Below are 25,586 nucleotides of genomic sequence, written 5' to 3'. Positions count from 1 at the left end.
GCCGCCGGCCGGGGCCTCAGTGGCGGGCGCCGTCAACCGTTTCATCCTGTGCCGACAACGACCGCCACTGCGCGGCGTCCAGGCGCAGCACCGGGTAGGCGCCTACGTCTTGCGCGGCGTACCAGGGCGAGCGTTCGTAGAAGAAGGCCAGCCGCGCGCGGCTGTCGCCAGCGAAGGCTGGATCGTCGTGCAGCTTGCGCTGGAATTCGGCTTTCAACGCCGGGCTTTTCGCCAGCATCTCGCGGGCAAGTTTCTCGACCACGCGCGGCTCGCCGTATTCCTTGGCCTCGAAGATGGCGTCGAGATAGCCCCAGCGCAGCAGCGAGTCCGGCGCCTGTGGTTCGAGCAGGTTGATCGCCACGTTGGCGGCGCGCTGATCCATCGGCACGATCACCGAGCCGGCGGGCAGGCGCACCTCGCGCGGCAACGCACGCAAGCGGAAGTCGCGCAGCATCAGGTGGCCTTCGAACGGCTTGTCGGCCCAGCGCGGTTCGTCCAGCTGATAGCCCTCGGCATGCATCGTCAGCGGCTGCGTGGTGCGCCGGTAATGGATGCCGTGCGCGTCCAGCCGGTCGATGATCACCGTCCACTGCGCGGGCACCACGTAGGCGGCGGGCGGCGTGATGGACAGGTCGGGCAGCAGCCAGTTCCAGTTGTCGATGGTGTACGTTTTTGGGCGGCTGGGGTCGTAGCGGATCCACTCGCTGTTGGAGATGTCGCTGTGGCTGCGGGTGAACGCGTAGCCCTTCAGTTCCAACTTCGTGGGTTGGGGATCAAGCTTGAAGGTCAGCGGCACACTCGCCTTTGCAGCGTGGGCGCGGGCGATGGTGTCGGCATCCGCTTTGGCGGTGGCAGCGAGCAGGGCGGCGGGGTGTGCGCCGATCTGTTCCAGCATCAGTTCCACGATGTCGTAGGTGGCGCGCACGCGATTCGCGTACGGCTTCAGCATGTGGGTTTCGATCAGCAGCGCGGGGCGGTTTTGCAGCGCCGCGTAGCCGGTGGAAAAGCGCGGGCCGGAGCCGAAGTTCTCCAGGCCCTTGAGCGGGTCGCGGCCGTCCTTGAACTCCAGGTAGCTGGAGGCCAGATGGCCGCGTTGCTCGTATGCCGGCATGGCGTGGTTGACGATGGCGTCGTGCTGCCAGGCGCTCACGGCAGGGTCGAGTTTGTGCGGGTCCTCGGTGTACCAGGTGAGGTCGTACTGGTAATCGGCGCCGTCGGTGGTGTGCACGTCGATCAGGAAATCGGGCAGCCACGCCTGCCACAGCTTCAGCCACGCGCGCATCTCCGGCGCGTCGGCCTTGATGTAGTCGCGGTTGAGGTTGAGGTACTGCGACTGGCCGCGGAAACCCATCGACGCGGGGCCGTTCTGGTTGATGCGATGGTAGGGGCTGGAATTCTCGTGGCCGTCCACGCTGAACACCGGGATGTACACCAGCACCAGGTCATCGAGCAGGTGCGGGTATTTGCCGGTGACCGCGATATCGCGCAGCAGCATCAGCCCCGCATCCTTGCCCTCGATCTCGCCGGGATGAATGCCGGCCTGCACCAGCACCACCGGCTTGTGCGCCGCGCGCGCGGCGGCCGGATCGAACGTGCCGCCACCGCTGGCGATCACCACCGTCATCGGCCGGCCTTCGGGCGTGGTGCCGAACGTTTCCAGATGGATCATGCCCGGCGCCGCCTTCTGCAGCTTCTGCAGATACGCCAGCGTGTCGGCATAGCTGGGCGTGGTACGGAACTGCGCCGCCTCGGCCGGCGTGGTCCAGTCGGCGGCGTGGACGGTGAGGGTCGCAAGGCCCAGCAGGGGAATCAGCAGCCATCGATGCATGGGAGCTCCTGTGTGGGGATATTTGTGGGAGCGACTTCAGTCGCGATGCTTTTCGGTTGCCGCAAGAGCATCGCGACTGAAGTCGCTCCCACAAAGGGCCGGCAGTGTATCGGGCGCCACCGCGCCACCGGAGATGATGAACGCCATGGCCTGATCCATCGTCCAGTCGGTGGGCGTCAGCTCGGCCAGTGGCACCACTTCCAGATAACCGCCGGTGGGGTTGGGCGTGGTGGGGATGAACACTGCCGCCATCTCGCGTCCGCTGTCTTCCTCGATCATCACCCGGGTGACGAAGCCGACCACCCGCATGCCGCGCCGCGGAAATTCCACCAGCACCACGCGCTGCACGCCGGAGGGTTTGTTCTGCAGCACCGCCATCAACTTCTTGGTGCCGCCGTAGATGGTCTGCACCACCGGGATGCGCGCCAGCACACCGTCGAACGCGCCGATCACGCGCTGCCCGATCACCCGGTTGGCCAGTGCGCCCAGCAGGTACAAGGCGCCCAATGTGATCAGCAGCGCCACGATGTACGTACTCCACGCGCTGCCCAGCACGGCGGCCGTGCGCGGCGCCACCAGCGCCAGCGCACCCAGCAACGCGCCCACCAGCGGCGCGCCGATGTCCACCAGCACACCCAGCACAAACTTGAATACCAGCCACGTCACCCACAATGGGATGAACGTGAGCAAGCCGGTCAGCAGGTAGCGTTTCAGGCGCAGCGGCGGCATGGGAATGATCGGTGCGGAAAGCGGCCATTGTAGTGGACGCTGTCCGCGGTAACGGTCACCACCCGGCGGCGATGTGGCCGGCGCTCATGAAACGCAAACATGGCCTCGGGCAGGATGCGCGTTCCCCACGCGCGCCTGCCCGCTCTTCGACCCACAAGGAAATCCCATGAGCTCTTCCCACGCCGGCCCATCCGATGCCGAAGTCCTGTTCCAGCCGATCCAGGTCGGTGACCTGAACCTGCCCAACCGCGTGGCGATGGCGCCGCTGACCCGCAACCGCGCCAGCGCCGGCAACGTGCCCACCGAACTCAACGCCACCTATTACGCGCAACGTGCCGGCGCCGGGCTGATCATCGCCGAAGCCACCCAGATCAGCCCCGAAGGCCAGGGCTACATCGCCACGCCGGGCATCCATTCGCCCGAACAGATCGCCGGCTGGAAGAAGGTCACCGACGCGGTGCACGCCAAGGGCGGGCGCATCGCGCTGCAGTTGTGGCACGTGGGTCGCATTTCCCACGTATCGCTGCAACCGGACGGCCAGGCGCCGGTGGCACCGTCGGCCATCCAGGCCGACGCCAAGACCTTCATTGCCGAGGGTTTCGTCGACGTGTCCGCGCCGCGCGCGCTGGCGCTGGATGAAATCCCGCGCATCATCGACAGCTATCGCCAGGCCGCCGCCAACGCGCGCGAAGCCGGCTTCGATGCGGTCGAGGTGCATGGCGCCAACGGTTACCTGATCGATCAGTTCCTGCGCGACAGGAGCAACCATCGCACCGATGCCTACGGCGGCAGTATCGAGAACCGCACGCGGCTGCTGTTCGAAGTGTGCGAGGCGGTAGCCCGCGAAGTCGGCCCCGGCCGCACCGGCGTGCGCTTGTCGCCGCTGACCCCGGCCGGCGACATCGCCGACAGTAATCCGCAGGCCCTGTTCAACCGCGCCGTCGAGCGCCTGGCCACGCTGGACTTGGCGTATATCCATGTGATCGAAGGCGAAACTGGCGGCAATCGTCACCCGCAACCGTTCGACTACGCCGCCATGCGCAAGCCGTTCCGCGGCGCCTGGATCGTCAACAACGGCTACGACCGCGACATGGCCATCGACGCGGTGGCCAACGGCAAGGCCGACCTGGTGGCGTTCGGCGTCCCCTTCCTGGCCAACCCCGACCTGCCACGCCGGCTGCGCGAAAACGCGTCGCTCAATGCGCCCGACCAGAAGACGTTCTACGGCGGTGGCGCGCAGGGCTATACGGATTATCCGACGCTGGATTGATCGGGTTGCGGCACGGACGCGATAGCCAAACAGCAAACTGCGGGAGCGACTTCAGTCGCGACGCTTTGTGGTTCGGCATTGACTCGGAGCCAGAGCTTTCGACCGCCTTCGACGCTCGGCACGCGCCCGCACGTAACGAACCGCCGTCATCCCAGCGAAAGCTGGGATCCAGTGACCCGGCTGGCCCTCAATAGACCGAGTTGCGACTCGATCGGCGTTGTTGTTGAAACCAGTGCATCGGAATGACGGGTTGGGCGTCAACATCTCTACTGTCGCGGATGCCCACACTCGCGCATCAATCGGGCCAGCTCGGCAACTAGATCAGGACGGGTGGCGGGTGCGTCGAGCAGGTAGACCTGTACGTCGTGCGGGGCTACGGTTGTTTGCAGGTTGCCGCCGTCGGATACGTCGATGGGGCTGCCGCCGAATGCGGGTTTCCAATGGCCGGGCTGCAGTTTTTCGCTGACGTTGAAGCTTGCCGGCTGGTCGCCTTTGTTGAGCAGTACCAGGGCCAGTTGATGCACGCCCTTGTGCTGGTAGACACGGTAGAACGCGGCTTTGTCGCCGGCGAAGTGCAGGGGCAGCATCAGGCCGCGTTGCAGGGCGATGGTTTGCTGGCGCAGCTGGGCGATGCGTTTCAGGTGCTGGTAGATGGGGCTCGCGGGGGCGGCGTCGATACGGGGTTGGCCGTAGTAGTTGCGGTTGCCTTCGTGTTCGGCGCGGCCGCGCTCGAAGCCGGTTTCCGAGCCGTAGTAGATGGCCGGGATGCCGCGCGCGGTGAACAGCAGGTTGTTGGCGTCGATGAAGCCGTTGTCGCTGGCGTTCATTCGGGCCATGTCGTGGTTGTCGTAGAAGGTCACCAGCTCATACGGATTGGCGTAGGGGCCGTTGGTGAGGTAGAGGCGGTCGAGCACGCTGGCGTAGTCGCTGTCGGGATGCTCGAACAACTCGGCGATGCGACCGCGCAACGGAAAGTCCAGCAGGCTGATGCCGCCGTTTTCGGGCCAGGTGTATTTGCCGATGTTGTCGGGGCTGTAGTCGAAGGCTTCGCCGTACATGAAGAAGCCCGGGTGTTTCGCGCGGATGCGCTGGGCGAACTGTTGCCAGAACGCGGTGGGCATGTGGCTGATGGTGTCGATGCGGAAAGCGTCGGCGCCACGTTCGATCCATTGTTCGTACGCGCCAACGAAGTAGTCGAGCACGGCCGGGTTGGCGTCGTCGATGTTGGACAGCTGCACCAGGTCGTCGTACGCGTGATAGAAGCGGTGCAGCGGGTTGCGCACCGGATCGAGTTGGTACGGCGGCAGGTTCTGCTGGTCGGCGATCAGCGTGCCGCTGTTGTCGTAGATCTGCCCGAACATCGGCTGCGCTGTCGGCATGGTGAAAGCGGGTGAGCCGTGGTTGGCGACGATGTCCAGCACGGTCTTCAAGCCCTGAGTGCGCATGCCCGCGGTGAACTGGGCGAAGTCCAGGTTCTTGCTGGGCAGGTGTTCGTCGAGCTTGTAGAAGTTGACGCCCCAGTAGCCGTGGAAACCGGTCTTGCCGCGGTCGGTGAACTTGGACGCCCATTGCACCGGATCGCCGCCGGTGAACGCCTCGTTGGGGTTGTCCACGATCGGCGTGATCCACACCGCGCCGAAGCCCATGCCGCGGATATAGCCGGCGTTGTCCAGCACGCCCTTGAAGTCGCCGCCGAGGTAGCCGATGTTCGCGCTGCGGCCATCGGGCGCACCCGCCACGGGGATGTTGAACGTGGGGTGCGCGCCGCCCTGGTGGCGCTGGTCGTTGGCGGGGTCGCCGTTGACGAAGCGGTCGGTCATCACGAAGTAGATCGCGTCGGCGGCGAAGGGGGCATCGGTGCCGTAGAAGTCGGGTGGGGTACTGGCTTGCGCTGCGCTGGTGGCCAGCATCGTCGCGAGGATGGGGAGCATGGTTTTGCAAAGCATGTTGGTGTCCTGTGCGGCATAGCGGTCGAGGCCCTTGTAGGAGCGGCTTCAGCCGCGATGCCTTTGCGTTCGACCCCGAGAGCATCGCGACTGAAGTCGCTCCTACAGTTGGGGTGCTAGCGCGAAATTGATGCGGCCTGTGGCTCTTGCACCCGCAAGGTGAAAAGGCCGGCGACCATCAGACTGACGCCACCCAGAGCCAACGCCCAGATCGGCTGGCTGTGGAAGAAGGTTTTCAGCGCCATGCCCAGCACGCTGGCGGCCAGCAACTGCGGTATCACGATGAAGAAATTGAAGATGCCCATGTAGACGCCCATCTTCGCGGCGGGCAGGTTGTCCGACAGCAGCGCATACGGCAGCGACAGGATCGAGGCCCAGGCGAAACCCACGCCCACCATCGACAGCAGCAGCCACTGCGGGTCGAGGATGAACAGGAACGAGAGCAGCGCAACGCCACCTATCCAAAGGTTCAGCAGGTGGCTGATGCGCAGCCCCCAGCGGCGCACCATCAGCGGAATCACCAGTGCGGCCAGCGCGGCAAAACCGTTGTAGGCGGCAAACAGCACGCCGACCCAGTTGGCGCCGTCGTTGTAGGCGGTGGAGTGGGGATCGGTGCTGCCGAAATGCACTTCGGTGACGGCCGCGGTGGTGTAGATCCACATCGCGAACAGCGCGAACCAGGAGAAAAACTGCACCCAGGCCAGCCGACGCATCGCGTCGGGCATGTGGTGCAGGTCGCGCAGCACCTGGGTGAGCATGCCGTCGCCGCGCGAGCGGCCTAGCCATGCCTGCGCCAGGCCGTATGCGATCAGGCTGCCGGCCAGGATATACAGGTCGCGTTCGAGGTTGTAATGGCTGATCAGCAGCGCGCCGACGATGCCTGCCGAACACCAGATCGCGGCATTGCGCCATGCGGCGTGGCGGTCGATGACGGCTTCCGTCACGGCGGCGGCGTGCTCGTCACCCTGCTCGAAACCCAGCAAGGTCTCCGGCGGATATTCGCGGGTGAAAAGCACCGTCCACAACACCGAGCAGAGCAGCACCGCACCGCCGATGTAGAACGCGTATTTCACCGTATCGGGGATCACGCCGGCGGCGCCCACGTTGTCCACGCCGGCATGCGCCAGCAGCCACGGCAGGGCCGAGGCGACGATGGCGCCGAGGCCGATGAAGAAGCTCTGCATCGCGTAACCCAGCGGCCGCTGGCGCGGCGGCAACTGGTCGCCCACGAACGCGCGGAACGGTTCCATCGAGATGTTGATCGACGCGTCCAGTACCCACAGCAGGCCCGCGGCCATCCACAGTGCAGGCGAGTTGGGCATCGCCAGCAGGGCCAGCGTGGCCAGCACCGCACCGGCCAGGAAATACGGTCGCCGCCGCCCCAGCCGGTTCCAGGTACGGTCGGACCAGTAACCCACGATGGGCTGCACCAGCAAACCGGTCAGCGGCGCGGCGATCCACAACGCGGGTATGTCGGTGACGTCCGCGCCCAGCGTCTGGAAGATGCGGCTGACGTTGGCGTTTTGCAGCGCAAAGCCGAACTGGATGCCCAGGAAACCGAAGCACATGTTCCATATCTGCCAGAACGACAGCTCGGGTTTTTTGCTCATGGTGTGGCCCTGGTCAACGGTGCGACAAGCAGATCGCCGATGCGTGCTTCATTCAAGGGTCCCTCGATGCCACCTTGCCCGCCGGTGTAGTGGGCGAAGCTGCGCAGGAAACTCATGTTGAACCCCTGGCTGATCGAAAAGCTGCAAGGCGCGCCCGCGGACGCGTCGAACGTGACATCGGTGGATGGCTGCATGCCGACACTGTGCGGCATCACCAGGGGCCTTGTCTGCACCGGCGCACCCTTGCACGCGATGACCAGGTTTTTCACCGCGGCGGTGATGCCGGTGTTGATCGGGCCGTGATCGTTGGCGTAGATCAAGGTGGCCTGGAAGCGGCCGCTGACGGGCGCTGTCCACGTGCGTGGCCAGGTGCCGGCAAGGCGCTGCGCCGGGCCGACGCAGGTGGCGGGGCTGGGCAGGGATTCGAGTTCGCCGGCGCGGCGGGTGACGGAAAAACATTGCTGTGCGGCGCTGGCGGGAACCAGGCGTTGGCCGTCGATGGCACCGGCGGCCTTGCCATCCACATACAGCTGGCCGTGCCCGCTGAAGCTGATTTTCCAGTCATTCCCGGCGCGAGTGGCTTGCGGCGCCGCCGGCGTGGCCGGCGCAAACAACGGTGCGTCCAGCCGCAGCGGTGTCGTATCGACGTGGATCGCCTTCAGCGTCACCACCGTCTCGTTGCCGTGCTGTTCAATGTCACCGGCCACCAGCAGGTTGCCGTTTACCGAGGCCGGTCGCTGCAAGGTGATGTGCTGGTCGCGCAACTGCAGGCTGATGCGCTCGTGGTCACCAAACAGCATCGGCAGCAGGGAGGCGGGCAGCTTCGGCGCGATGCGGCCATCGGCGCCGAGGCCGAAAACGCCTTCGATCACCATGTCCAGGTAACCGCCCACCGACCACAGCTGGCGCGGCGAGTTGACCACCGGGCCGCTGAGCTTGCCGTCTTCCACATGTACGCGCTGGCTCAGCAGTTCGAAGTTCTCCATGTTGGAGCCGCTCAGCGCGGCGCCGCGCAGCAGCGAGCGCAACTCGTGCGCGATGCGCCCGGCGTCGTTCACCGCCCGCGCGGCGCGCAGGGCATAGGCGCTGACGAACGGCCAGATCGCGCGGTTGTGGTAGATCGGCTGATCCGCCCGCTCGGGCCAGATCACCGGGCTGCCGGCCGGATAGGCGGGGTAGTTGGTCAGTGCCTGGCGGGCGCGATCGGCATCGGCCACGCCGCTGGTGATCGCCAGCGAGGTGCCCAGCAGGTCGTAGGCCTCGATCGGCATGCCGTCATTGCCGATGTAGCTCATGTACAAGCCGCGGTCGCTGCGCCAGAAGTGGGTGTTGATGGCGGCTTTCAAGGCGCCGGCGCGGGCACGGTAATCGGCCGCCTTCGGGTCGTGACGGCGTTCGGCCATCTGGACGGCCAATTGCAGCGCCTCGTAATACAGCACATTGGTGGACAACGCATAGGACTGCGCGATGAAGCGCACGTCGTTCGCCGTCCAGCCGGGGTAGCTCTGCTCGCGCCAGTCGAGGAACGAGGTCTCACCGCGATAAAGCCCCATCGCGGCGTCGAATACATAGTGTTGATCCTGCGCCAGCGTGTCGGTGAGCGCGCGATACACCTTGTCGGCAAACGCCGGGTCGCCCAGCAGATGCCGCGCGCCCAGGAACCACACCACGCGATCAGTGCTGATCGGCCAGCTGCCGCCCGAGCCGGTGTCCTGCATCGGGTACAGGCCCGGCGGCGCGGCGGGTTCGCGCACGTCGGACAGCTTGAACAGCAGCGAGGCTTTCGCCCGCGCCGGGTCGATCCGCCACAGACCCAGGTCGACCGCGTAAGACAGGTCGCGCGTCCACACGTAATGCCATTTCTCGCCCGTCTCGAAACAGGGGCAAGGCATCGACTGGCCGTGGTCGAACGCGTCGTCGCGGATCGCCGCCACCGAGTTCTTGTGCAAGTCATCCAGCGCCATCGCGAACAGGCCGTCGAACAACGGGCTGCCGGTATGGGTGGCCAACGGTTGCGTCGGGATGTGGCGATCGCCACCAGGGGCGTGCAGTACGAAGCCGTCACCGGCGATGCTCATGCTGGCCCGACGCTGCTGCCATTCGATACTGTCGGCCGCGGGCGCCGCGGCGCCCGACAGCGCCATCGCCAGGGCAGTGGCCAGCACCATCATTGCAGCACGGCCGTGCTGTAGGCCGGCAGGTGCAGGACGCCATCCTGCAGTGCCACGCCAGGTTTGCTTTGCAGCAGCACGTTGCGCGTCTTGTCTGGCGTGATCGTTTGCGGCGTGCCGGAAAGGTTGTGCGTCACCAGCACATGGCTGCTGGCGTCGTCGAGACGGTAGGCGACCACTTGCTTGTTGTCCACGTTGTACGGCGTGAGCCGGCCACCGCGCAGCGCGCTGACCTGGCTGCGCCAGTGGATCAGGCGGGTGTAGAAATTCAGCAGGGAATCCGGGTCGCCGTGTTGCGCTTCCACCGAGATGGCGGGGGCGTCGTGGCCGGCGCGCCAGGTGGTTTCGCCGGACGCGTGGGTGGCGCGATTCCAGCGCATCGGCGTGCGGATGTCGGGATCGGGTTTCTGCCCGCGCATCCCGATTTCCTCGCCGTAATAGATGAACGGTTCGCCGGGCAGGGTCAGCAGCATCGCGGCGGCCATGCGCATGTGCTGCGCGTTGCCGTCGAGCTGACTCATCACGCGGTTCTGGTCGTGGTTGGAAAGGAAGGGTGCATCGACACCCGAGCGGCCGGTGGTGGCGCGGTACGTGTTGTCGATGTGGGCCAGCAATTGATCCAGGCCATCGTTGCGTTCCTGCCGCGCACTGTCGATCAATTTTTCAGCCAGCGGAAAATCGAACACGGCGCTGAGTGGCTTGAAATACGGCGCCAGCTTTTCCGCCGACGGCTGGGTGACCTCACCCACGATATAGGCGTGCGGATTGACCGCATCCATGCCGGCGCGGAACTGCGTCAGCCATGCGATGTTTTTCGCCAGTATCTGCGGGTTGTCGGTATCCGCCTTGAAGTCGAGATAGACATGCTGCACGGCGTCCACGCGGAAACCGTCCACGCCTTTTTCCAGCCAATAGTGGCCGATGCGGATCATCTCCTGGCGCACGGCGGGGTTGTCGAAATCGAGATCCGGCATGGCGCCGGTGAACACACCCAGGTAATGCTGTTTGCCCCGCGCGTGCCACGCCGGCGTGCCGGTGGCGCTGATCGCGTCGAGGTCGGTGCCGGGCTGCGACCACTGGTACCAGCTGCGGTATTTGCTGGCCGGGTCCAGTGCGGCGCGGAACCACGGGTGCTGGTCGCTGGAGTGGTTCATCACCAGATCCATGATGACCTTGATGCCGCGCTTGTGCGCCTCCGCCAGCAGCTTTTCGAAGTCCTGCATGTTGCCGTATTGCGGGTTGATGCCGTAGTAATCGGTGACGTCATAGCCGTGGTTGCTGGGCGAGGGGTTGATCGGCATCAGCCAGATACCACTGACGCCCAGCGATTGCAGGTAGTCGAGTTTGGCGGTGACGCCATTGAGATCGCCGATGCCATCACCGTTGGTGTCGACCCAGCTGCGTACGAAGATCTCGTACCAGACATCCGACGACGCCGCGCGGGTTGCGGGTGTGTGGCTGGTTGTCGTGGGCGTGGCCGCAACGACGTTGCCGGCAAGGCCAAGTGCCAGCGCGGCGAAAAGCGTGGTGGTGCAGCTGAGTACGGACTGTCGCCAGAACATGGACGTTCCCCATGGAGTGCGGGTGGACGGCAGCTACGCATGATGCGCGGTGCGGCCTGTCGAAAAAAAGCCCGGATCCAGCGTGCGACCGGTCCGGGCTGAAGAGGAAAACTGCCGGGCGCCGCTTGCGCGGCGCCCGTGATCCATCGATTAAAGCGCGTAGGTGAAGCCCACGTAGTACTGGCGGCCAAACCACTGCAAGGTGCCGGTCAGGTCTTCGCTGCCGAAGTAGGTGCGGGTCGGCTGGTCGGTGAGGTTGCTGACCTGGAACAGCAGGCTCAGGCCTTTCAGGTTGCCGGACTGGAACGCGTAGGAGGCCTGGTAATCGACCACGGTTTCCGGCGCGTAGTAGACCGTCTGGCTGTCTTCGGACATCTGGTTGGAAACGAAGCGGTCGCGATAGCGCGCGGAAAGGCGTGTGTCGAAGCCCTTATGGCCGTAGAACAGCGTGCCGTTGATCACCCGCGGCGACAGGCCGGGCAGGCCGATCTGGACCGGCGTGCCGCCCAGTGTGGAGGTTTCCGTCACCTTGCTCTGCGAGTAGGCGAAGCTGCCGGTGAAGCCCAGCCCGGACCATGCGCCGGGCAACGACTTGAACACCTTGGAGTAGTCCAGCTCGATGCCGCGGACGTAGCCGCCCTTGTCGTTGTTCACCGCCGTCTGGTACTGGCCGTTCTCGTACGGCGCGCCGGTGGTGGGGTTGATTGGCACCTGGATGCCCGCGCCGGCGAAGTCGAACGGATCGATGGTGCGGTCTTCGATGAACGAATCGATCTTCTTGTAGAACAGTGCCGCTGCGATGGCGCCGCCGTTGTCGTCCATGTAGTGCTCGAACGACAGGTCATACGCCTTGGCATAGAACGGGTCGAGGAACGGGCTGGTGTTGCCCCACATGTTGTACTTGTTGCCGTCGATCCACGAACCGCCGCCGGCCATCAGCTTGTTCAGCGGCGGGCGCGACATCACCTTGGCCGCGGCAAAGCGCAACTGGTTGGCGTCGTCGAAGTGGTAGTTGAGGTTCAGCGAGGGCAGGTAGTCGGTGTATTTCTTGCCACGGCGCACCATCAGGTAGTTGGTGCTGACCACGCCCAGGCCGTCGGTGAGCGGCGGTGCGCTGCCGTCGCCGATGTTCTGCAGGCCCTCGCTGTACTGCGAGCTGCGCACCATGCGCACGCCGAAGTTACCGGTGAGGTTGTGGTCGCCGATCATCGTGTCCACGTCGGCCATCACGTAGGCGGCCAGCACGTTTTCGCTGACGGTGGCGCTCTGGATCTGGGTCCAGTCGTTGGCCCACTGCCGGGTCGGGGTGGGCGTGATGCCGTTCTCTTCCAGCACGGCCAGGCTGTTGACCGAGAGGAAGCAGGGGAAGCCCGAGAGGTTGCCCTTGAAGCAGGCGGTGTGCGAGTTGCCATCGTTCAAGGCCAGCGGCACCTGGCCGTTGGCGTACTGGCCGAAGTCGTTGCCGTATTCCCAGATGGCGCGGTCCGCTTCGTAGCGGCGCTCTGAATAGCGGGCGCCGGCCTGGATCGCGGATATGACCGAGTTGTTGAACAGGTCGTACTGGACGTCCAGCTTCGCCGCCTTCGTGGTGTCCTCGTAGATGTACGGATAGACGCCGACCTTGGCCAGGGCCATCTGGTTGCGATCGGTGAGATCGCGGTTGAAGCTGACGTCCGGGATGTTGAGGTTCTTCAGCTGATAGGTGGCCGAAAGGTCGTTGGCCACCGTGGGGCTGTCGGTGCCGAGCCCGTTGAACGGCAATGTCCATGACACCGCGTTGGTCATGTCGCTCTTGGCGCGCGACATGCCCACGTCACCGGCGATGGTCCACGAGCCGGTCCTCCATGTCGCGTTCAAGCCACCGGACAATACGCTGGTGACCGTGCTGTCGTCGTCGTTGGTGGTCTGGATGGTGTAGTACGGATTGGACGGGTCGCTGGTGACGGTGCCGCCGGTGACCTGGCCATCCGGCTGCAGGTGCGGGTTGGTGATGATGCCGTTGGACAGCGTCTTCACGCGGAAGCCGCGGCCGAAGTTGGTGGCGTCGAAATGCGAGTAGAAGCCGTCCGCTTTCAGCGTGAACGAATCGCTGGGCTCCCACACCGCCACGGCCATGTAGCCGTTGCGACGTGCCGAGCCGCCGTTCTGCTGCATCTCGAAACCTTCGCTGGTGTAGTCGTTGACGCCGTCGCCGTCGACGTCCTTGGAGCCGTTGTAGGCCAGGCCGTTGAACTGGTCGGCTACGTGCGGCTGGTACATCTGCGCCACGCCCAGGCCCAGGCCCAGCGTGTTGTTGAGGAACTTGCCCTGGAACGATGCGCTGGCGCGATAGCCGCGCGGGTTGGCGCCGTCGGTTTCGTTGCCGCGGTCGTTGTAGCTGCCGCGCAGGTTGAACACGGCCGAATACTGTTTGGAGTTCTCCAGCGGGTTGGCGGTTTCCATCGCCACGGTGCCGGCCACGCCGCCCTCGATCAACGAGGCCTTGGGCGACTTGTAAACCGTCGCCTGGCTGATCATCTCCGACGGGTACTGGTCGAACTGGATCACGCGGCTGCCGCTGGTGGCGCCCTGCTCACGGCCGTTCAAGGTGGTTTCCACGAAACCGCCGGACATGCCGCGGATATTGATCGCACTGGCTTCGCCGTTGATGCGCTCGGCCGAGATGCCGGGCAGGCGGGTCAGTGCATCGGAGATGGAAACGTCGGGCAGGCCGCCGATGTCCGCCGCCGTCACCACGTCCACCACGGTGTCGGCGTAGCGCTTCACGTCGATCGAGGTCTCGATGCTGCGGCTGAAGCCGGTCACCGTGATCGTGCTCATGTTCTTGACGTGCTGGTCTTCCTTCGCCTGCGCTTTGGCCTTGGCGGTGGCTACGTCACTGGACGCGGCCGTCTGCGTTGCCTGGTCGTTGCCATCATTCACTTGCGGCGTTGCGTAGCTGCTCGATGCAGCGCAAAAGCCGACGGATGCCAATGCCAAGGCAAGTACGTTTCGCTTGAATACCATGGTGCCCCCTCCCCAGTTTCTATGATTGGTTGCGCGTATCGATGACTGATCGACTTTCCCCCGCGCACTCCCTTGGAGTTGCATGCGGCTTGTCGATGCGGGGCCATGGTAGGCGCGGAAACGCGCGTTCAACCGGGTAGTGCATACGTATTCATTTTTGTGCTTCGCATCAATGTTTGCGCTAACACGGCAGGGGTCGATGACGTATGTTCACGTGTGAAATACCGCTTTTTTCAAGCTGTTTTCGTCGATGACGCAGGGCATGTTCCGGAGCGTTTTGTCGTCGTGTTGCGACGCGTTACATGCCGCAAATGAATACGTATGCACGCTCGTATGGAGCATCGCCCGCTGCCATTAAGCTGCCCCCATGTCATGCAGTCGAGCCGATCCGAATCCGTCGGCGCCGCGGCACAAGAACAAGGGGACATGCGGAATGAGTGAGGCATCCTGGTGGCGCGGAGCCGCCATCTATCAGATTTATCCACGCAGTTTCATGGACACCGATGGCGATGGCGTGGGCGATCTCCCCGGCATCATCAGCAAGCTCGATTACGTGGCCAGCCTGGGCGTGGACGCGATCTGGATCGCGCCGTTCTTCCGTTCGCCGATGACTGATTTCGGCTACGACATCGCCGACCCGTGCGACGTCGACCCGCTGTTTGGCACCCTGGCCGATTTCGACACCTTGCTGGCGAAGGCGCATGCGCTGGGGCTGAAGGTGATGATCGACCAGGTGCTCAGCCATACCTCGAACGAGCATGCCTGGTTCAAGGAAAGCCGCGAGAGCCGCGACAATCCCAAGTCGGACTGGTACGTGTGGGCGGACGCGAAGGACGATGGCAGCGCGCCGAACAATTGGCTGTCGCTGTTCGGCGGTTCGGCCTGGCAATGGGAGCCGCGCCGCGGGCAGTACTACCTGCACAACTTCCTGGCCTCGCAGCCGGATCTCAACTTCCACAACCCCGATGTATGCGCGGCGGTGTTGGCCAACCTGCGCTTCTGGCTCGACAAGGGCGTGGACGGCTTCCGGCTGGACTCCATCAACTTCTGCTTCCACGACCGCGCACTGCGCGACAACCCGCCCAAGCCGAAGGAAAAGCGCGTGGGCCGCGGCTTCAGCCCGGACAATCCGTACGCCTTCCAGTACCACCATTACAACAACACCCAGCCGGAAAACCTGAAATTCCTCGGCGATCTCCGCGCACTTATGGACGGCTATACGGATGTGGCCGCGCTGGGCGAAATCTCATCGGAGGATTCGCTGGCCACGATGGCTGAATACACCCGTCCCGGCCGCCTGCACATGGGCTACAGCTTCGAGCTGCTCACCGACGATTTCAGCGCAACCTACATCCGCGACACGGTGCAGGCGCTGGAAGCGCAGATGGACCAGGGCTGGCCCTGCTGGGCCATTTCCAACCACGACGTGGAGCGGGTGATCACGCGCTGGGGCCGGGGGCACGCATCGACGTCATTGGCCAACCTGTTCACGGCGGTGCTGTGTTCGCTGCGTGGCTCGGTATGCATCTACCAGGGCGAGGAGCTCGGCCTCACCGAAGTCGACGTGCCCTACGAGGCGTTGCAGGACCCCTACGGCATCGCGTTCTGGCCGCAGTTCAAAGGCCGCGACGGTTGCCGCACGCCTATGCCCTGGAGCGACGAAACCAACGGCGGCTTCAGTGCCGGCACGCCGTGGCTGCCGGTGCCGCAGGAACATCGCGAACTCGCTGTCGTGCTGCAGGAACACGATCCGCACTCGGTACTCAACGGCTTCCGCACTTTCATGCACTGGCGCAAGGCGCAGCCGGCGTTGTGCGTGGGCGAAATCAGCTTCATCGACATGCCCGAACCGGTGCTGGCATTCACACGCCGCGTCGATGACGAGACCGTGCTGGTGATATTCAACCTCGGCGAGGCGGCGGTCGATGTGTCGTTGCCTGCCTTGGGTGCGTTGCACGCCTTGGAAGGCCACGGGTTATTGACCGGTGCGGTGCATGGCGATGGGTTGCGCTTGCCGGGTTACGGCGCATGGTTTGCGCGGGTGGTGTGAGTCTTCGCGATCAGGCTGGTTTTCGCGCCGGTCGTTTGCGATAGATGCCCCTCGTTCCTGCCGCTTCCGTGTATGTCACAAGGGGCTTCCTTCGGTCGTGCGCGATGCTCTTGCTGTTGCTTTGGGTATTTGTGGGAGCGACTTCAGTCGCGACGCTTTTCCGGTTTTCGCGCAGCCCTGAAGCTCTCGCTCTGAAGTCACATCCAAGAGCAAAGCGTCGCGACTGAAGTCGATCCCACAGGACAGCGGAAGAGCAAAGCATCGCGCGCGAAGCGCGCTTCGACGGGAACTCAGGGCCCGATGACGATCGGCTCCGGTTCCAGTTGCACGCCGAATTTCCCGCGCACGCCATCCATCACCTGCTGCGCCAATGCCCACAACTGCGGGCCGGTGGCGTGGCCGTGGTTTACCAGAACCAGCGCATGGCGGTTGGAAATGCCGGCGTCACCCTCGCGCAGACCCTTGAACCCACCTTGCTCGATCATCCAGGCGGCGGAGAGTTTGCAGCGACCGTCGGCCATCGGCCAGGCGGGCAGGTCGGGGTGGTTGTGTTTCAAGGTGGCGGCGGTGGTGGCGTCCACGATGGGGTTCTTGAAGAAGCTGCCGGCGTTGCCGATCACGGCGGGGTCGGGCAGTTTTTTGGTGCGCAGGTGCACGACGGCTTCGGCGACGTGGAACGGGGCGGGCTTGTCCACGCCCATCCGCGCCAGTTGTTCATCGATGCCGGCGTAGTCCGTGCGCAGCGGGCGGTTGCGCGGCAGCAGGAAACGTACGGCGGTGACGATGTAGCGGCCGGGTTCGTGCTTGAAGAGGGAGTCGCGGTAGCCGAAGGCGCAGGTGGCGTGATCCAGCGTGACCACGCAGCGCTCGCGGGTGTCCCATGCTTCCACGCTTTCCACGAATTCGGCCACTTCGCAGCCGTAGGCGCCGATGTTCTGGATCGGGGCGGCGCCCACGGTGCCGGGGATAAGGATCAGGTTTTCCAATCCGGCGTAGCCCTGGCCCAGGGTCCAGCGCACGAAGTCGTCCCAGCGTTCGCCGGCTGCGACGGCGATACGGGCGCTGTCGCCGTCGCTTTCCACCTGCACGCCGCGGGTGGCCATGGCCAGCACGGTGCCGTCGAAGTCGCCGGTGAACAGCATGTTGCTGCCTTCGCCCAACACCAGCAGGCGACTGTTGCGCACGGCGGGGAAGTCGAGCAGCTCGGGCAGCTTGCTGGCGTCGTGGATCTCGGCCAGCAGCCGGGCCCGTGCATCGACGCGCAAGGTGTTGCGGTTGGCCAACGGGGCGTTTTCGATCAGCGTGTAGCCGCCCATATCAATCCGCTCCGCTGGCATGCGGCCGTGTTCACTCGACATGCGCGGCCCCGCGCTGGCGGCGGATCTCGTCCACACATTCGTTGACCAGCGCTGGCCCACGATAGATCAGCCCCGAATACAGCTGCACCAGCGAGGCGCCGGCGTCGAGCTTCTCGGCCGCGTCACTGCCGTCCAGAATGCCACCCACGCCGATCAGCGGAATGCGCCCCTGCAGGCGCTTGTGCATGCCGGCCAGCACCGCGGTGGAGTGCGCGAACAGCGGTTTGCCGGAAAGCCCGCCCGCCTCGTCGCCGTGCGGATCGTCGGCGACGGCGCTGTGGTCGATGGTGGTGTTGCCGCAGATCACGCCGTCGATGCCGGTGTGCAGCAGTACCTCGGCCACGGCGTCCTGCTCGGCCTCGTTCAGATCGGGCGCGATCTTCAGCAGCATCGGTTTGCGCTGGCCGTGCTGGGCGCCCAGGCGCTCCTGCGCCTCGCGCAATACCGAGATGAAGCGCCGCAGCGTGGCCTCCTGCTGAAGGTCGCGCAGGCCTTGCGTGTTGGGCGAGGAGATATTGATGGTGATGTAGCTGGCGTGCTCGTACACGCGGGTGAGGCAGAACAGGTAATCGCTGGCGGCTTTCTCGTTCGGCGTGTCCTTGTTCTTGCCGATGTTGATGCCGAGCACGCCGTGGTAGCTCGATGCGCGGACGTTGCGCACCAGCGCATCGACGCCCTCGTTGTTGAAGCCCATGCGGTTGATGATCGCCTCGTGCCGCGGCAGCCGGAACATGCGCGGTTTTTCATTGCCCGACTGCGGCCGCGGCGTCACCGTACCCACCTCGATGAAACCGAAACCCAGGGTGTTCAGCGCGTCCAGATGCTCGGCGTTCTTGTCCAGCCCCGCGGCCAGGCCGACCGGGTTGGGGAAACTGATGCCGAACGCGGTGGTCGGTAGGTCGGCCGGCGGCTTGGCGATCCACTGCGCGACGTTGCTGCGCTGGGCCACGCCCAGTGCATACAAGGTGGCGCGATGCGCGGTTTCGGCATCCAGCTTGAACAGCAGCGGGCGCAGGTAGTCGTACATGTGTCGAACCGGTTGTCCGCGAAGTGCGGGAGTCGTCGCGCCAGTTTATCGCGCTCGGGAGCGGGGGCGGCAGAAACGCGAGGGGCTGCGGCTTTGCGCTTTTGGCCGGGTTTTCCGCTCCTTCTCGTCAGATAGCTACGGCTATCTTCCTCAAACGATCGAAAAACCCGACGCAAAAGCGCTTCGCCTCGCTCCCTTGGTTTCTACCGCCCCCGCTCCTGGCCGGTCGGTCAGCCGTTCAATATCTGCGCAGCCGATGCCGTGGCCGCTACCAGGTCACCCAGCCCAGGCCGGTGAAGAGCATGGCGAGGATGAAGGCGACCACCGCCACGCCGGACAGCACTTGCACGTAGCCCAGCACCAGGCCCGCGATGGCCAGGCCATCGCCTTCGATCGGGGCGTCCACGCTGGCGCGGCGGATGTCCGCGCGCGCCATGTGCCCGCAGACGATCGCCACCAGGGCACCCACGAACGGCAACACGCACCACGCCAGGATGCCGAAGACCAGGCTCACGATCGCCAACGTGCTGTTTGTAGCGGGGCGGTGGGACGGTTGGTAGCTCATCGATCGCGCACTCTTGTGGGATACAACGCGGTCTCGCGTGGCGCCGGCCGCGGCGGGTGCCGCGGCCAGGTCGCCTGCATCAGAACTCGAACTTGATGCCCTGCGCCAGTGGCAACGCGTCCGAGTAGTTGATGGTATTGGTCTGGCGGCGCATGTAGACCTTCCACGCGTCCGAACCCGATTCGCGCCCGCCGCCAGTGTCCTTCTCGCCGCCGAAGGCGCCGCCGATTTCCGCGCCGCTGGTGCCGATGTTGACGTTGGCGATGCCGCAATCGGAGCCGGCCGCCGACAGGTACTGCTCGGCCGCTTTCAGGTTCTGGGTGAAGATTGCCGCGGACAAACCCTGCGGCACGCTGTTCTGCAACTCGATCGCCTCGTCCAGCGTCTTGAACGGCATCACGTAGAGGATCGGCGCGAACGTTTCAGTCTGCACCACCTCATCGTCGTTCTTCAGCCCGGTGATGATCGTGGGCAGCACGAAGTTGCCCTTGCGATCGGTGAGCGCCTTGCCGCCGCTGCGCACGTTGCCGCCCGCGGCCTTGGCCTTCTCGATCGCCGCCAGATACGCCTGTACCGCGTCCGGGCTGTTGAGCGGGCCCATCAGGGTGGTGGCCAGCGTGGGATCGCCGATCTTGCCTTCCACCTGGCTGTACGCCTTCACCAGCGTGTCGACCACGGTGTCGTGGATCGACTCGTGCACGAACAGCCGGCGCGTGCTGGTGCAGCGCTGGCCGGCGGTGCCCACCGCGCCGAACACGATCGCGGGGATCGCCAGCTTCAGCTCGGCGCTCTCGTCCAGGATGATGGCGTTGTTGCCGCCCAGCTCCAGCAGCGAACGGCCCATGCGCTTGGCCACGCGCTCGCCGACCATGCGGCCGACCTTGGTGGAACCGGTGAAGCTGATCAGCGGGATGCGCCGGTCATCCACGAACTTCTGCGCCAACTCGCTGCCGGCATCGTTGAACAGGAAGAACAGGTCCGGGAAGCCGCCAGCCTTCAGCGCCTCGTTGCAGATCCTGATCGTGGCGATCGCCGACAGCGGTGTCTTCGGCGACGGCTTCCAGATGCAGATGTCGCCGGCGATGGTGGCCAGCATCGCATTCCACGCCCACACCGCGACGGGGAAGTTGAATGCGCTGATGATGCCGACCAGGCCCAGTGGATGGTACTGGTCGTACATGCGGTGGCCGGGGCGTTCCGAATGCATGGTGTAGCCGTAGAGCATGCGGCTCTGGCCCACGGCAAAGTCGGCGATGTCGATCATCTCCTGCACTTCGCCATCGCCCTCGGGCTTGATCTTGCCCATCTCCAGCGCCACCAGCGAACCCAGCGCATCCTTGTGTTTGCGCAACGCCTCGCCGCACAGGCGCACGGCTTCGCCGCGCTGCGGCGCGGGCGTGGTGCGCCAGATCTTGAACGCGGCCTGCGCGCGCGCGATCAGCTTTTCGTAATCGGCCGCGCTGGTGGCGGGCACGCTGGCGATCACTTCACCGGTGGCCGGGTTGGTGGGCTGCAGCGTGCCGGCGTCGGTCGTGGTCGACCATTCGCCCTGGCCCAGGTAGGTGCCGGACAAGGTCTGGTCGAGGCCGAGCGACTTCAGGATCGCATGGGACATGAGCGTCTCCATTGAATGGTTTAAAAAGAAACCATTCTAGCAGGTGGTCATTTACCGGGCCTCTCGCTGGCGTTCTTCGCGCCTCGGCGAATCCATGCGAAAATTGCCGTTCGCCCTCGTAGCTCAGCTGGATAGAGCGGCCCCCTCCTAAGGGGCAGGTCGGACGTTCGAATCGTCTCGAGGGCACCACGCAGGCAAAACGACGAAGGCCGGCAATGCCGGCCTTCGTCGTTCCTGGCGCCGCCTCGATCGGATTATTTTGCAGCGCGGTCGAACTTGCGGATGAAGTCGCGCACCTGCGGGTACACGGTTTCGCGCCAGCGCCTGCCGCTGAAGATGCCGTAGTGACCGGCTCCCTCGATCACCTTGTGCGCGCGGCGTTTCGCGGGGATGCCGCTGCACAGGTCGTGCGCCGCCTGGGTCTGGCCCAGGCCGGAGATGTCGTCCAGCTCGCCTTCGACCGTGAGCAGCGCGCTGCGCTTGATCGCCGCCGGGTTCACCCGTTCACCGGCCACGTCCCACAGGCCGCGCGGCAGCAGGAACTGCTGGAACACGGTGGCGATGGTGTCCAGGTAGAACGCGGCCGGCATGTCCAGCACGGCGTTGTATTCGTCGTAGAACTTGCGGTGCGAGGCGGCGTCTTCCTGGTCGCCGCGCAACAGGTTCTGGTAGTAGTCCCAGTGCGAGCTGAGGTGCCGGCTGGGATTCATCGCGATGAATCCGGCGTGCTGCAGAAAGCCCGGGTAGACCTCGCGGCCGTGGCCGGGGTAGTTCGGCGGCACGGTTTGCACCACGTTGTTCTTGAACCACGACAGCGGCTGCGTGGTGGCCAGGTTGTTGACGCCGGTGGGGCTGCGGCGCGGGTCGATCGGGCCGCCCATCATGGTGAGGCTGAGCGGCGTGTCCTCGCCGCGCGCGGCCATCAGCGACACCGCTGCCAGCACCGGCACGGTGGGCTGGCACACCGAGATCACGTGCAGCTCGCGCGCGCCGATATGGCGGATGAACTCCTCGATATACGCCACGTAATCGTCGAGCCCGAACGTGCCGGCCTCGGCGTGCACCATGCGCGCGTCGACCCAGTCGGTGATGTAGACCTTGTGCTCGCGCAGCAGCGTGCGCACGGTGTCGCGCAGCAGCGTGGCGTGATGGCCGGACAGCGGCGCCACCACCAACACCACCGGGTCGGCCTTCATTTTCTCGATGGTGGCCGGGTCGTCGCTGAAACGCTTGAAGCGCTTCAGCTGGCAAAATGGCTTGTCCAACGCCACGCGTTCGATCACCGCGATCTCGTGCTCGTGGGCCAGCGCGCTGTGGATGCCGAATTCCGGCTTCTCGTAATCCTTGCCCAGCCGGTGGATCAGCTCGAAACCCGCCGCCATCCGCTGCACGCCCGGCCATTGCGACAGCGGGCTGGCATGGTCATTGAGCATGCGCGCGTTGGCCTGCGCGAAGTAGCTCAACGGGCCGAGGAACGAGCGTTGCCATTCGTGGATTTGATAAAGCATGGGGCGGGTGTGCCTGCGACGAAAGGCGCCATCTTAGCCCTTTTGAGCGCCGGGTGTTGCGTCGCCGCAAAAGCAGTGGTGGCCTGCCTAATCAATCACTTGGCGAGAAACGGCAGCGCAGCAGCAGCTCATCCACGCCCTCGGTGTCGCCCATGCCGTCGCGCCACTGCAGCGGCTTCTGGAAGCGCACGCCCAGCGGCATGAACACGCGGTTGTACCACCACATCGCGCGCTGGCGCCGGTGCACCAGGAACCATTGGCCCAGCTCCAGCAGGCGCGAGGATTTGGGTTGCATGCCGTACACGGCGCTCTGCTCGATGGTGAAGCCGTGCTGTGCCAGCAGCGTCATGATCCGGTCCGGCTCGTAGCGGCGGCAATGGCCCACGAATTCATCGAACGCCGTCCACGCGTGCTGATGCAGCGGCACCGAAAGCAACACTGTGGCGCCGGGCGCGGCCACGCGCGCCAGTTCGCGCAGCGCGCCTTCGTCGTCGGCCACGTGCTCCAGGATGTCCAGCGCGCACACCAGTTCGAAGCTGGCATTGGCGCAGGGCAGCGCGCCGATCATGCCGTGCGCGGCATTCGCACCGCGCTGGCGCAACTGGCGCAGGGCGGCGTGGCTGAGGTCGATGAAACAGGTGTCTTCCAGCGGCAGGCGCGGGCGCAGGCCCGGGGCTACCTCCAGCCGGCGCGGCGCGGCGGCGACCAGTTCGCGCACCAGTGGCCAGGTGTTGAAGCGTTGCGGTTCCATCAGATGCGCGTCGGCCCACAGCGATTCATAGAAGCCGCGGTTGGCACGAATGAGGTCATCGTTGCTGCGGCTGTCGCGTGCGGGGCTTGGCATGGGCGGTTGGGGTCCTGCGCGGGCGGGGCGACGGTGGGAATCAGGGTGGTGAACGGATTTCGGTGCCGGCAACGATATCGTGCACGGCGCGGCGGCGCGGATCGATCAATGCCGGTATGTACCAGACGACCCACGCCACCAGCACGGCCCACAGCGCCAGTCGAAGCCCGACCCAGTGGGTGAGGCCCAGCAAAAACCACGGTGCGGCGGCGACACCCAGGCGAATCAGCAGTTGCGGCCACGAGGGTGTGTCGCCAGCGGCGGTGGTCAGGCGGATGCGCCACGGCCGCATGCCGATGGTCTGCCCGCCGCGTCGCCACGACGCCACGAAATACCCGCCCACGCAGGCCGCCTCGAACAGCGGAAACCACCAGGCGCGCAGGTGCTGCTGTTCGTCCAGCAGGCGGCCGCCGGTGACCAGCAGGCCCAGCATGTTCGCCACCATCATGATCGCCAGCACGATCAGCAGGTCGTACACCAGCGCCGTCAATCGGCGCCACAGCGGGCAGGGCGGGGCGGTGGGAAAGGTGCTGGACATCAGTGTGGATCGCTTGCGTGTTGCGCGCGCAATGGCCAGCATCGAGCGCATGACGAAGGAAGAAAACCCGGCCAGTATCGCCGAAGCCGACCGCGCGGGCATTGCCGCGTTTCTCGAACGGCTGTGGTCGGAGGACGGCCTGGCGGATCGTACGCTGGAAGCGTATCGCCGCGACCTGCAGGCGCTGGCCGCGTGGCTGGCCGGACGCGGGCGGCAGTTGCGCACGGCGCGGCGCGAGGACATCTCCGCCTACCACGCGGCCTGCGCGGGGGCGATCCGTTCGATGGCGCGGCGGCAATCCACGTTTCGCCGCTATTACGCGGCCATTGCCCGCGACGAGCCCTCGTTCGTCGACCCCACCGCCCTGATCGAACGGCCGCGCCTGCCGCGCAGCCTGCCCAAGGCGCTGGCCGAGCGCGAGATCGAAAGCCTGCTGGCCGCGCCCGACCTAGGCAGCACTCTTGGGCTGCGCGACCGCGCCATGCTGGAGCTGATGTACGCCTGCGGCCTGCGCGTGTCGGAGCTGGTCGAGCTGCCGCTGGCCGGGTTCAACGCGCGCCAGGGTGTGCTGCGGGTTACCGGCAAGGGCGGCAAGGACCGGCTGGTGCCGGTGGGCGAGGTGGCGCTGGAGCACATCGGCAACTATCTGGCCGACGCGCGCCCACAACTGGCCGGCGCCCGCCAGCCGCCGGCACTGTTCCTCAGCCAGCGCGGCAGCGGCATGACACGACAGATGTTCTGGTTGCTGGTGAAGCGCTATGCGGTGCAGGTGGGCATCAACCCGAAGCGCATATCGCCGCATGTGCTGCGCCATTCGTTCGCCACCCACCTGCTCAACCATGGTGCCGACCTGCGTGCGCTGCAGATGCTGCTGGGCCACAGCTCGCTCAGCACCACCCAGATCTACACCCTGGTGGCGAAGGAAGGCCTGAAGCGGTTGCACGCGCAGCACCACCCGCGCGGATGATCGGGCGCGGATCAGGCCGGTTCAGCGGACTATGCGAGAATCGCCTGTCATGCCCGGCCAAGCCGGATCGAACGAGGTCGTGATGTCGAAGAAATGGCTGCTGGCGACGTGCGCCGGCCTGATGGTCGCCAGCGCAATGCTCGCCAGCGCGACAGCGATGGGTGCTGCGAGTGCGGTCGAGCCGGCTCCCCTGAAGGTCACTCCCGCCGTCAACACCATGGTGCGGAACGCGCTGAAAACGCTGGCGCCCGGCGTGCAGGTGGATGCGGTGGAGCCGGCGGCACTGCCGGGCTTCTATCAGGTGATCGCCTCGGGCCAGCTGATGTACCTCAGCAGCGACGGTCGCTACTTGCTCAACGGCGACCTGATCGACCTGACGCAGAAGAAGAACGTGAGCAACGCGGCGTGGGCCCGCTTCCGCAAGGCGGAACTGGCCAAGGTGCCCGCCTCGCAGCGCATCGTGTTCGCGCCGGCGAACCCGAAATACACCGTCACCGTGTTCACCGATATCAACTGTGGCTATTGCCGCGCGCTGCATGAGCACATCGCCGCCTTCAACAAGGCCGGCATCGCGGTGGAATACCTGGCCTGGCCGCGTGAAGGCGTCGCCAGCACCTCGGGCAAACCCACCGCGACCTATAGCGAAATGGCGTCGATCTGGTGCGCGGCCGATCGCAAGGCGGCCTTCAGCGCCGCCATCGCAGGCAAGGCGCCGGCCGCGGCCACCTGCACCAACCCGGTGGCGGACCAGTTCGACCTGGGCATGAAACTGGGCGTCAGCGGCACGCCCACCATCGTCGCGCCCGATGGCCGCACGCTGGGTGGTTATGTGACCCCCGAGCAAATGCTGATCGCGCTGCAGAAAGGCAGCTGAGCTGGCTGTTCTGTAGGAGCGGCTTCAGCCGCGACCGGCCTGTGCGGGGAGGCGGGTCGCGGCTGAAGCCGCTCCTACAGGTAATGCTAGGTTTTTGCAGCGGGATACCCCAACGGCA

18 protein-coding genes and 1 tRNA gene are annotated in these 25,586 nt (G+C 65.4%); 5 read left to right on the top strand and 14 right to left on the bottom strand.

The features are described 5' to 3' along the window. Positions 1-16: 16 nt before the first annotated feature. Both ASD68_RS07900 and ASD68_RS07895 read right to left on the bottom strand, forming a co-directional pair. A complete protein-coding gene (locus tag ASD68_RS07900) occupies positions 17-1,828 on the bottom strand; it encodes a M14 family metallopeptidase (protein ID WP_056605469.1) in 1,812 nt (603 codons plus the stop codon). A 36-nt stretch (positions 1,829-1,864) separates the two neighbouring features. Further along, positions 1,865-2,557 (bottom strand): DUF502 domain-containing protein, encoded by a 693-nt coding sequence (locus ASD68_RS07895; protein WP_056605466.1) that lies wholly within the window; start codon positions 2,555-2,557, stop codon positions 1,865-1,867. 166 nt (positions 2,558-2,723) lie between these two features. Here ASD68_RS07895 and ASD68_RS07890 point away from each other — a divergent pair, with 166 nt between their 5' ends. Then, positions 2,724-3,827, top strand: a complete 1,104-nt coding sequence (locus ASD68_RS07890; protein WP_056605464.1) for an alkene reductase — start codon at positions 2,724-2,726, stop codon at positions 3,825-3,827. A gap of 266 nt (positions 3,828-4,093) precedes the next feature. Here ASD68_RS07890 and ASD68_RS07885 read toward each other — a convergent pair whose 3' ends face one another. From ASD68_RS07885 to ASD68_RS07865, 5 genes are all read right to left on the bottom strand, one after another. Next, positions 4,094-5,758: an alpha-amylase family glycosyl hydrolase gene (locus ASD68_RS07885; protein WP_056607386.1), complete on the bottom strand. Its 1,665-nt coding sequence runs from the start codon at positions 5,756-5,758 to the stop codon at positions 4,094-4,096. Positions 5,759-5,889: 131 nt separating this feature from the next. Further along, entirely contained in the window at positions 5,890-7,383 is a 1,494-nt protein-coding gene (locus ASD68_RS07880) for an MFS transporter (RefSeq protein WP_056605461.1), read from the bottom strand. Continuing rightward, on the bottom strand, positions 7,380-9,551 hold the full coding sequence (locus tag ASD68_RS07875) for a Six-hairpin glycosidase-like protein (protein WP_200945391.1): 2,172 nt from the start codon (positions 9,549-9,551) through the stop codon (positions 7,380-7,382). The genes ASD68_RS07880 and ASD68_RS07875 overlap by 4 nt, the downstream gene beginning before the upstream one ends. Next, positions 9,551-11,116, bottom strand: coding sequence for an alpha-amylase family glycosyl hydrolase (locus tag ASD68_RS07870; protein ID WP_056605458.1), 1,566 nt, complete (start codon positions 11,114-11,116; stop codon positions 9,551-9,553). Before ASD68_RS07870 ends, ASD68_RS07875 begins: the two co-directional genes overlap by 1 nt. 150 nt (positions 11,117-11,266) lie before the next feature. After that, on the bottom strand, positions 11,267-14,038 hold the full coding sequence (locus tag ASD68_RS07865) for a TonB-dependent receptor (RefSeq protein WP_056605456.1): 2,772 nt from the start codon (positions 14,036-14,038) through the stop codon (positions 11,267-11,269). 517 nt (positions 14,039-14,555) lie between these two features. On the opposite strand from ASD68_RS07865, the gene ASD68_RS07860 reads away from it, so the two are divergent. Then, positions 14,556-16,172 (top strand): alpha-glucosidase family protein, encoded by a 1,617-nt coding sequence (locus tag ASD68_RS07860; RefSeq protein WP_056605453.1) that lies wholly within the window; start codon positions 14,556-14,558, stop codon positions 16,170-16,172. 290 nt (positions 16,173-16,462) lie between these two features. Here ASD68_RS07860 and murB read toward each other — a convergent pair whose 3' ends face one another. From murB to ASD68_RS07840, 4 genes are all read right to left on the bottom strand, one after another. Continuing rightward, positions 16,463-17,488 (bottom strand): UDP-N-acetylmuramate dehydrogenase, encoded by a 1,026-nt coding sequence (murB, locus tag ASD68_RS07855; RefSeq protein WP_056605451.1) that lies wholly within the window; start codon positions 17,486-17,488, stop codon positions 16,463-16,465. Between the two features lie 31 nt (positions 17,489-17,519). After that, entirely contained in the window at positions 17,520-18,557 is a 1,038-nt protein-coding gene (locus ASD68_RS07850) for a quinone-dependent dihydroorotate dehydrogenase (RefSeq protein ID WP_056081308.1), read from the bottom strand. 268 nt (positions 18,558-18,825) lie between these two features. Then, positions 18,826-19,122 (bottom strand): DUF4190 domain-containing protein, encoded by a 297-nt coding sequence (locus ASD68_RS07845; protein WP_056081305.1) that lies wholly within the window; start codon positions 19,120-19,122, stop codon positions 18,826-18,828. A 79-nt stretch (positions 19,123-19,201) separates the two neighbouring features. After that, positions 19,202-20,737: an aldehyde dehydrogenase family protein gene (locus ASD68_RS07840; protein WP_056607382.1), complete on the bottom strand. Its 1,536-nt coding sequence runs from the start codon at positions 20,735-20,737 to the stop codon at positions 19,202-19,204. Between the two features lie 112 nt (positions 20,738-20,849). Here ASD68_RS07840 and ASD68_RS07835 point away from each other — a divergent pair. After that, positions 20,850-20,926 (top strand) — tRNA-Arg (locus ASD68_RS07835). Between the two features lie 65 nt (positions 20,927-20,991). Here the strand turns inward: ASD68_RS07835 and phaZ are convergent. The 3 genes from phaZ to ASD68_RS07820 form a co-directional block, all read right to left on the bottom strand. Then, complete coding sequence (gene phaZ / locus ASD68_RS07830) at positions 20,992-22,245, bottom strand: polyhydroxyalkanoate depolymerase (protein ID WP_056605448.1); 1,254 nt, start codon at positions 22,243-22,245, stop codon at positions 20,992-20,994. Between the two features lie 91 nt (positions 22,246-22,336). Then, positions 22,337-23,089, bottom strand: coding sequence for a methyltransferase domain-containing protein (locus ASD68_RS07825; protein ID WP_056605445.1), 753 nt, complete (start codon positions 23,087-23,089; stop codon positions 22,337-22,339). A 40-nt stretch (positions 23,090-23,129) separates the two neighbouring features. Continuing rightward, on the bottom strand, positions 23,130-23,627 hold the full coding sequence (locus tag ASD68_RS07820; protein WP_056607380.1) for an RDD family protein: 498 nt from the start codon (positions 23,625-23,627) through the stop codon (positions 23,130-23,132). Positions 23,628-23,676: 49 nt separating this feature from the next. Between ASD68_RS07820 and xerD the strand changes: the two genes are divergently transcribed. Both xerD and ASD68_RS07810 read left to right on the top strand, forming a co-directional pair. After that, positions 23,677-24,594, top strand: coding sequence for a site-specific tyrosine recombinase XerD (xerD, locus tag ASD68_RS07815; RefSeq protein ID WP_235578681.1), 918 nt, complete (start codon positions 23,677-23,679; stop codon positions 24,592-24,594). Positions 24,595-24,676: 82 nt separating this feature from the next. Further along, on the top strand, positions 24,677-25,468 hold the full coding sequence (locus ASD68_RS07810) for a DsbC family protein (RefSeq protein ID WP_056607379.1): 792 nt from the start codon (positions 24,677-24,679) through the stop codon (positions 25,466-25,468). Positions 25,469-25,586 lie beyond the last annotated feature (118 nt).

This window comes from Rhodanobacter sp. Root627, assembly GCF_001427835.1.
Lineage (GTDB): Bacteria > Pseudomonadota > Gammaproteobacteria > Xanthomonadales > Rhodanobacteraceae > Rhodanobacter > Rhodanobacter ginsenosidimutans.
Note: the sequence above shows the minus strand (reverse complement) of the source record. Positions and strands in the feature narration are given on the sequence as shown.